This is a genomic window from Thalassospira sp. UBA848, assembly GCF_002295455.1.
Lineage (GTDB): Bacteria > Pseudomonadota > Alphaproteobacteria > Rhodospirillales > Thalassospiraceae > Thalassospira.
On the sequence record NZ_DBGS01000029.1, the window covers coordinates 1 to 6,311 of the forward strand.

General features: G+C 54.3%; 6 protein-coding genes and 1 pseudogene. 2 read left to right on the forward strand and 5 right to left on the reverse strand.

Going from position 1 to position 6,311, the window contains the following annotated elements; translation table 11 throughout:
- Together B2R48_RS03345 and B2R48_RS03350 are read right to left on the reverse strand one after the other, a co-directional pair.
- Positions 1 to 473, reverse strand: a pseudogene (locus B2R48_RS03345) (single-stranded-DNA-specific exonuclease RecJ); the annotation flags it as partial.
- 83 nt (positions 474 to 556) lie between these two features.
- Positions 557 to 1,093 (reverse strand): peroxiredoxin, encoded by a 537-nt coding sequence (locus B2R48_RS03350; RefSeq protein ID WP_296997779.1) that lies wholly within the window; start codon positions 1,091 to 1,093, stop codon positions 557 to 559.
- A 55-nt stretch (positions 1,094 to 1,148) separates the two neighbouring features.
- Here B2R48_RS03350 and B2R48_RS03355 point away from each other — a divergent pair, with 55 nt between their 5' ends.
- Positions 1,149 to 1,607 (forward strand): hypothetical protein, encoded by a 459-nt coding sequence (locus tag B2R48_RS03355; protein ID WP_296997781.1) that lies wholly within the window; start codon positions 1,149 to 1,151, stop codon positions 1,605 to 1,607.
- Between the two features lie 48 nt (positions 1,608 to 1,655).
- The gene (locus tag B2R48_RS03360; protein WP_296997784.1) at positions 1,656 to 2,192 is read left to right on the forward strand and encodes a hypothetical protein; all 537 of its coding nucleotides are present in this window, start codon (positions 1,656 to 1,658) and stop codon (positions 2,190 to 2,192) included.
- A 19-nt stretch (positions 2,193 to 2,211) separates the two neighbouring features.
- Here B2R48_RS03360 and B2R48_RS03365 read toward each other — a convergent pair whose 3' ends face one another.
- The 3 genes from B2R48_RS03365 to B2R48_RS03375 form a co-directional block, all read right to left on the reverse strand.
- Positions 2,212 to 3,504: an Hsp70 family protein gene (locus B2R48_RS03365; RefSeq protein ID WP_296997787.1), complete on the reverse strand. Its 1,293-nt coding sequence runs from the start codon at positions 3,502 to 3,504 to the stop codon at positions 2,212 to 2,214.
- Between the two features lie 147 nt (positions 3,505 to 3,651).
- Positions 3,652 to 4,611 carry a class II fructose-bisphosphatase gene (gene glpX, locus B2R48_RS03370; protein WP_213472778.1) on the reverse strand — a complete coding sequence of 320 codons (960 nt, stop codon included), beginning with the start codon at positions 4,609 to 4,611 and terminating at the stop codon, positions 3,652 to 3,654.
- 406 nt (positions 4,612 to 5,017) lie between these two features.
- On the reverse strand, positions 5,018 to 6,311 hold a 1,294-nt coding region (locus B2R48_RS03375), incomplete at its 5' end, for a homoserine dehydrogenase (protein ID WP_296997793.1).

Genomic DNA, 6,311 nt, shown 5'->3' on the forward strand with positions numbered 1-6,311 from the left:
ACCGTCAGGATCAGCTTGGCACCCTTGCGCTGCAACTCCAGAAGTGCTGGCGCATTCGGGCCATAGCCCTCTTTCATGCGATCGGGAATATGGACAGGAACATCAACACCAATGGCGCGGAAAAAGCGTTTCAGAAGTGCCGTACTGGTCGCGCCATCAACGTCATAATCGCCAAAAACGGCAATCCCCTCGCCCGCCTCGATGGCGTCGGCAATGCGCGCGGCTGCCTTGTCCATATCCTGCAAGGTCGATGGATCGGGCATCAAATCGCGCAGTGTCGGTGACAGGAAACTCTCCGCGTCATCAAGGTCAATGCCGCGCGCGGCCATCACCCGGCCCACAATTTCGGGCACGCCAAAACGCTGGGCTATCGTGGTTGCCAGTCGCTCGTCATTTGCGCGTTCCCGCCACCATTTTCCGGTGACGGATCGCTCAACACCCATAAAGGTCGTTTCGTCTGCATGCTCTGTCATGCCCTATGGAATAGCGCAATCTCGGGCGGTCTGAAACCGGATATTTTGCCAATCGGTCAAACCGCGCCAAGACATGGCAACCCCTAGTCGACCCGGTTTTCCCCACACCATTTCAAAACGTTCTCGGCGTCTGCGGCCGGATCATCGACGGGATAGAACACCTTGGTGATCTTGCCATCATCAATGACCATGGTCAGACGCTTGAACAGGCGCATGCCTCCGGCTTCGAAATCCGGCATTGCCATGGCTTCCTTGAAACGATGATCGGCGTCTGACAGCAACGAAAATGGCAGATGAAGACGCTCGGCCGCCTCTTTCTGGTAATCAGTCGTCTGGCTTGAAAGCCCGAACAGGTTGGCGACACCAACCGCACGAAATTCGGCCGCATGATCGCGGAATGAGCAGGATTGCGGTGTGCAGCCCTTCGCCCCGGGAATTTCATCCCAACCTTCGGGCGACGGCACACCGGGCTCCGCTGTGCGTGGATAGACATAGACAACCGTGCGGCCCGTCAATGTCGTCAAATCAACAGATATGTCATTGGTTGCCGACAACCCCATCGCAGGCAGGATCTGCCCCGTCAGCCGTTCAATCACATGTGCGTCACTTTCTGAACTCATCATGATCCTCCCAGGATACAAGAGCGGGCTTTTGTCACGAACAAGGTTCGGCCCTTTGGCTATCAAGATAGGTCTGAACACAGCACTTAAAAAGAAGCATCGATTTCGTATTGTGAAAAACACTATGGTGCATCACACGGTTTGCGCTCGCGGCAAAGTTGTGCAAACTGATGCAATAACAAAATGGATACGCGCAATGCCCCACAAAAAAGGTCTCAGGATCGGATTAACCATCCTGACGGTTCTTGCTGCCCTGATGTCGATGCCAATGGTGATGTTTTCACCAATGATGTTTGATGCACCGGGTTCGGATGAAAATGTCCTGACCCAGTTCCTGTTTTTCAGCGTTCTGGCATTTCCGGTGCTTTGCCTGATGGGCGGCATTCTGCCATGGGTATTCAAACGCCATCCGAATTCAATCTGGCTTTATGGGCTAAGTGGATTAGCTCTTACACAGCTATTATTGGCAATTACCCTGATACAAACTCAATGTGGAGGTAATTTTTCGTGTTAGCCTGAAAACCTATTCACTGGTCAATATCGTGAAACAGCAGGCCCGACAATGAGTAACGACCCAACACTTCCTCCAGAAATCACCGCTGATCTAGAATTAACTGATGATGAGCTTAATACACGTATCGATTCTTCTGAAAGATGGCGGCAACATATCGCTAGCGGTGCTTGGACTTTTGCCAATGATGGAATCAAGTCGTTGATATATTTAAATGGCGGCACTGTTGTGGCCCTGCCAGCGTTAAAGGGACTGAGCGATAGCCCTAACTTCTCAGAGCTATGGCTCACTGTATTTTTGTTTCTATTAGGATTGATTTCAGCAACCGTAGCTCAATTCCTAGCTTACTTCGCTATGTCGAGCGGTGCTTATATCCACCTCCACGGCGGCAGGTACTGGAAAACAATCAAAGAATTGAAACGTTCGAACAGCCAAGCTGCCACTGCGCAGAACTACAAACAATTGCAGTTTAATCGAGAACGAATGACAGCCATACAAGAGGTCACCACCTTAAGTTTTGCTGCGATTTCTTTAATATGTTTTATTATTGGCGGCTTCACAGGTGTGGCTTCTTTTTACCCATCTTAGTGATAGTAAGTGATTGCCATCAGACGATGCCCTCATCCGCCGCAATAAGAGCCAACCCGTGTGCCACCGACAGGAACGGCTGGCCGATTTCGATGCGGTCCTTGCCAAAGCGGTCTTCGAACAGCTTGCGCACCGCCGGGACATAGGATGTGCCGCCGGTCATGAAGACCTTTGAGACGTCACGTGCATCGACACCGGCCTGATCAAGACAGTTCTTGGCGGCCAGCTCGATCTCGGCCATGTCTGGCGCAATTGCGGCTTCGAAATCGGCACGGGTCAGCTTTTCTTCGATCTCCACCCCGCCATGGGCGAATTGCAAAATGGTGCTGTCTTTCTCAGAAAGCTCTGCCTTGGCCCTTGAGACCGTCTGATAAAGGTGGAAGCCCATTTCATCCTCGATGATGGTGACCAGATCCTCGATATCATCAGGCTTGGTGGCGGATCTGATCAGGCTTTTGATTTCGTTGATGGTTTTGGGCTGGTTCATCATGGCAAGTTCGTGCCAGCGCGAGAACGCCGTGTAATATTGCCGCGGGACCGGCAGGGTCGCGCCCATCGATTTGTATTCCGAGCCAAAGCCCAGACGCGGCCACACGGCCTTCTGGATGATGCGATAATCAAACCGGTCACCTGCAACGCCAAGACCTGTGTGCGAAAGCGGCTGCACCCCGCGAATGCCCAATCCCGGCGTAAAGCGGATCAGCGAAAAGTCACTGGTACCACCGCCAAAGTCGGCGACCAGAACGGTTTCGGGTTTGTCCAGTTCGCGCCCGTAATAGTACGACGCTGCCAATGGCTCGAACACCATGGCCTCGACATCGAAACCGGTCTGCTCATACGCCGCACGCAGGCGCATTTCAGCAAAGTCGTTGTCCGGGTTATTGCCCGCAAAGGCGACAGGCCGACCTGAAATCACCCGCTGCCCCAACCAGCCAAGGCTGTGCTGCGCGAAGTGATGGATTTGTGTCAGAAACGTACCGACAAGGTCTTCGATGGAATAGGTCGTACCGAAGATATCCGTCCCTTCAAAGTCCTTGGCCGCCAGATAGGACTTCATCGACTGGATCAGTCGGCAGTCATGACTTTCCTTAAGGTATTCCTCAATCGCGAACGGGCCGGAACAACTTTTGGTATGGGTCGGCGCATTTGGCGCCGTCAGATCCTGATCTTCCCAGAAATACAGAATGGTCCGATAGGTATCAAAGCTGTTGGCACCCACTTCGAACTTTGCCGATTGCACATTGCCTGCGCTGTCTGCCACGGCAAGGACAGAGTTCGTCGTTCCGAAATCAAGGGCAATAATTTCAGACATCAGGCAGCCTCCGGCATTTGGTGTTCGTGATTGGGGGCGGAGGATGTAACGCAGACCATCCGCACCTGCAAGCGATTAAACGAAAAAAGGGAGTGCCCAGAACTACATCAAGGCTCTCCCTTCTTCCAATCCTGTGCGAAACAGAACTTACTTGTACCAGATCTTGCGGCTGAAATCGTGCACGGCGCGGACATAGCGCACGGTGCCCGACTGGGAGCGCATCACGATGCTTTCGGTTTCCGCACCATTGGCAAAGCGGCGCACGCCACGCAGCATCGCGCCATCGGTCACACCGGTTGCCGCAAACATGACGTTGCCGCTGGCAAGTTCGCCCAGTTTATATTTGCGGGTCAGATCCGCGATGCCCCACTTTTTCGCGCGCGCTATTTCGTCATCGTTGCGGAAAACAAGGCGGCCCTGGAACTGACCACCAATGCAACGAAGGGCTGCTGCTGCCAGAACACCTTCCGGTGCGCCACCTGTCCCCATGTAAAGATCAATGCCCGACGTTTTCTGCGAGGTCGCGATCACACCGGCAACATCCCCATCCCCGATCAGCATAATGCGCGCACCAGCTTCGCGGGTCTTGGCAATGATGTCCTGATGGCGCGGGCGATCAAGGATACACACAACCAGATCAGCAACATCGCAACCCTTGGCTTTGGCAAGGCTTTTAAGGTTTTCGGCCGGGCTGGCGTCAAGATCAACAACATCATCGGGAAGACCACCACCAACGGCAATCTTTTCCATATAGGTGTCCGGTGCGTTCAGGAAGCCCCCCTTTTCGGCCATGGCAACAACAGCCAAAGAGTTCGGGCCACCGGTCGCACAAATGGTCGTGCCTTCAAGCGGATCAAGCGCAATGTCGATTTCCGGGCCTTCGCCGGAGCCAACTTCTTCGCCGATAAACAGCATCGGGGCTTCGTCGCGTTCGCCTTCGCCAATCACGACCGTGCCTTTGATGTCCATGCTGTTGAGCGCATTGCGCATGGCGTCCACGGCGGCCTGATCGGCTGCCTTTTCATCGCCGCGTCCCATCAGGCCAGAGCACGCAAGTGCTGCCGCCTCGGTCACGCGAACCGTTTCAAGCGCAAGATTTCGATCCATATCTTCTTCCTCGTATTGCTGATGTGGGGTCTGGGGGCCCCATCTCATTGTTGTCTTTTTATTTTTACGCTCGGTTTTATGCCCGAACTATACAACAGCGCCCCGCATCATGACAGATGAGGGGCGCGTAGGGTCAGGACCTGAGCAATATAATAGAATTGGCCGTTGAGAAACTTGTGAAATTTAAGAAAAACGTTGAAGAGCGGGTCGCAATCCCGGTCAAGACGTTTGACGTCAAAGTTCGCAAGTTTCTCAACTGTCCTTCGGATCGATCAGATTTGCACGGGCTATTTTGTCGCAAAAACTTGAAAGATATGGATCTTCCTGCGTTTTTGCTCCGCGTATCCGCACAAATCTGATCGACCAATTCTGTCATATTGCTCAGGTCCTGACCCTGTTCATTTTGTTAAGATGCGAAGCTTTCAATCCGCATCAGCACCGGCGGCTGTGAATTGCTTTCAAAAGCAGCAATGTCATTCACCGCACCCGACATGGCGGACTCAGTCGTTTCGTGAGCCACGATAACCACCGGCACAACGCCGCCTTCGGTTTCGGCCCGGCCATGCTGGATCATGGACGCCATCGACACCCCGTGCTTGGCAAGGGTTGCGGTAACCTCGGCCATGACACCCGGGCGATCCCATACCATCAGACGCAGGTAATAGGCACCGATATGCTTTTCGAGCGACGCACGCACGTTTTTCTTCAGGCGATCAGCCGGCACGCCAAAGACAGGTGCGGCACGGCCAGCGGCGATATCAACGATATCAGCGACCACTGCTGATGCGGTCGGGCGTTCGCCCGCCCCACGGCCCTGAAGCACCACCGGCCCGACATAGTCGCCTTCAAGGGCAACAGCGTTAAACACGCCTTCGACCTTGGAAATCTGGGTCGCACGATCCACCATGACCGGGGACACACGCTGTTCAATTCCTTCGGCGGTCTGTTTGGCAATGCCAAGCAGCTTGATACGATAACCAAGTTCTTCGGCAAGCTGGATATCAAGTGCTGAAACACTGCGAATGCCTTCAACCGCGACCGCGTCAAAGTCAACCTCGACGCCAAAGGCAAGGCTTGCCAGGATCGCAAGCTTGTGCGCGGCATCAATACCATCGACATCAAAGGTCGGATCGGCTTCGGCGTAGCCAAGTTTCTGTGCCTCTGCCAGTACATCCGCAAAGTCGCGCCCCTGCTCGCGCATGGTGGTCAGGATAAAGTTGCACGTGCCGTTCAGAATACCGGTCACACGGGAAATTTCGTTGCCTGCCAGACCTTCACGCAGCGCCTTGACCACCGGGATCCCACCGGCAACCGCCGCCTCATAGGCGATGGTGACATTGTTGGCATCGGCAACCTGGGCCAGTTCCGCGCCCTTAAGTGCGATCAGCGCCTTGTTGGCGGTCACAACATGCTTGCCGTTTTCAAGGGCCGCCTTGCAGGTGTCATAGGCAATGCCATCCGATCCACCAATCAGCTCGACAAGAATGTCGATATCCTTGTCCGCGGCAAGATCACGGGCATCGTCGTACCAGGTCAGACCTTCGGTCGAAAAACCACGGTCCCGAGTTCGATCACGCGCCGATACCGCTGTGACGACGATCTGGCGACCCGAACGGTCGGTCAGAAGGTCGCGATGTTCACTCAGCAGTTTAACGGTTCCGGCACCGACCGTACCCAGGCCTGCCACACCGATTTTGACG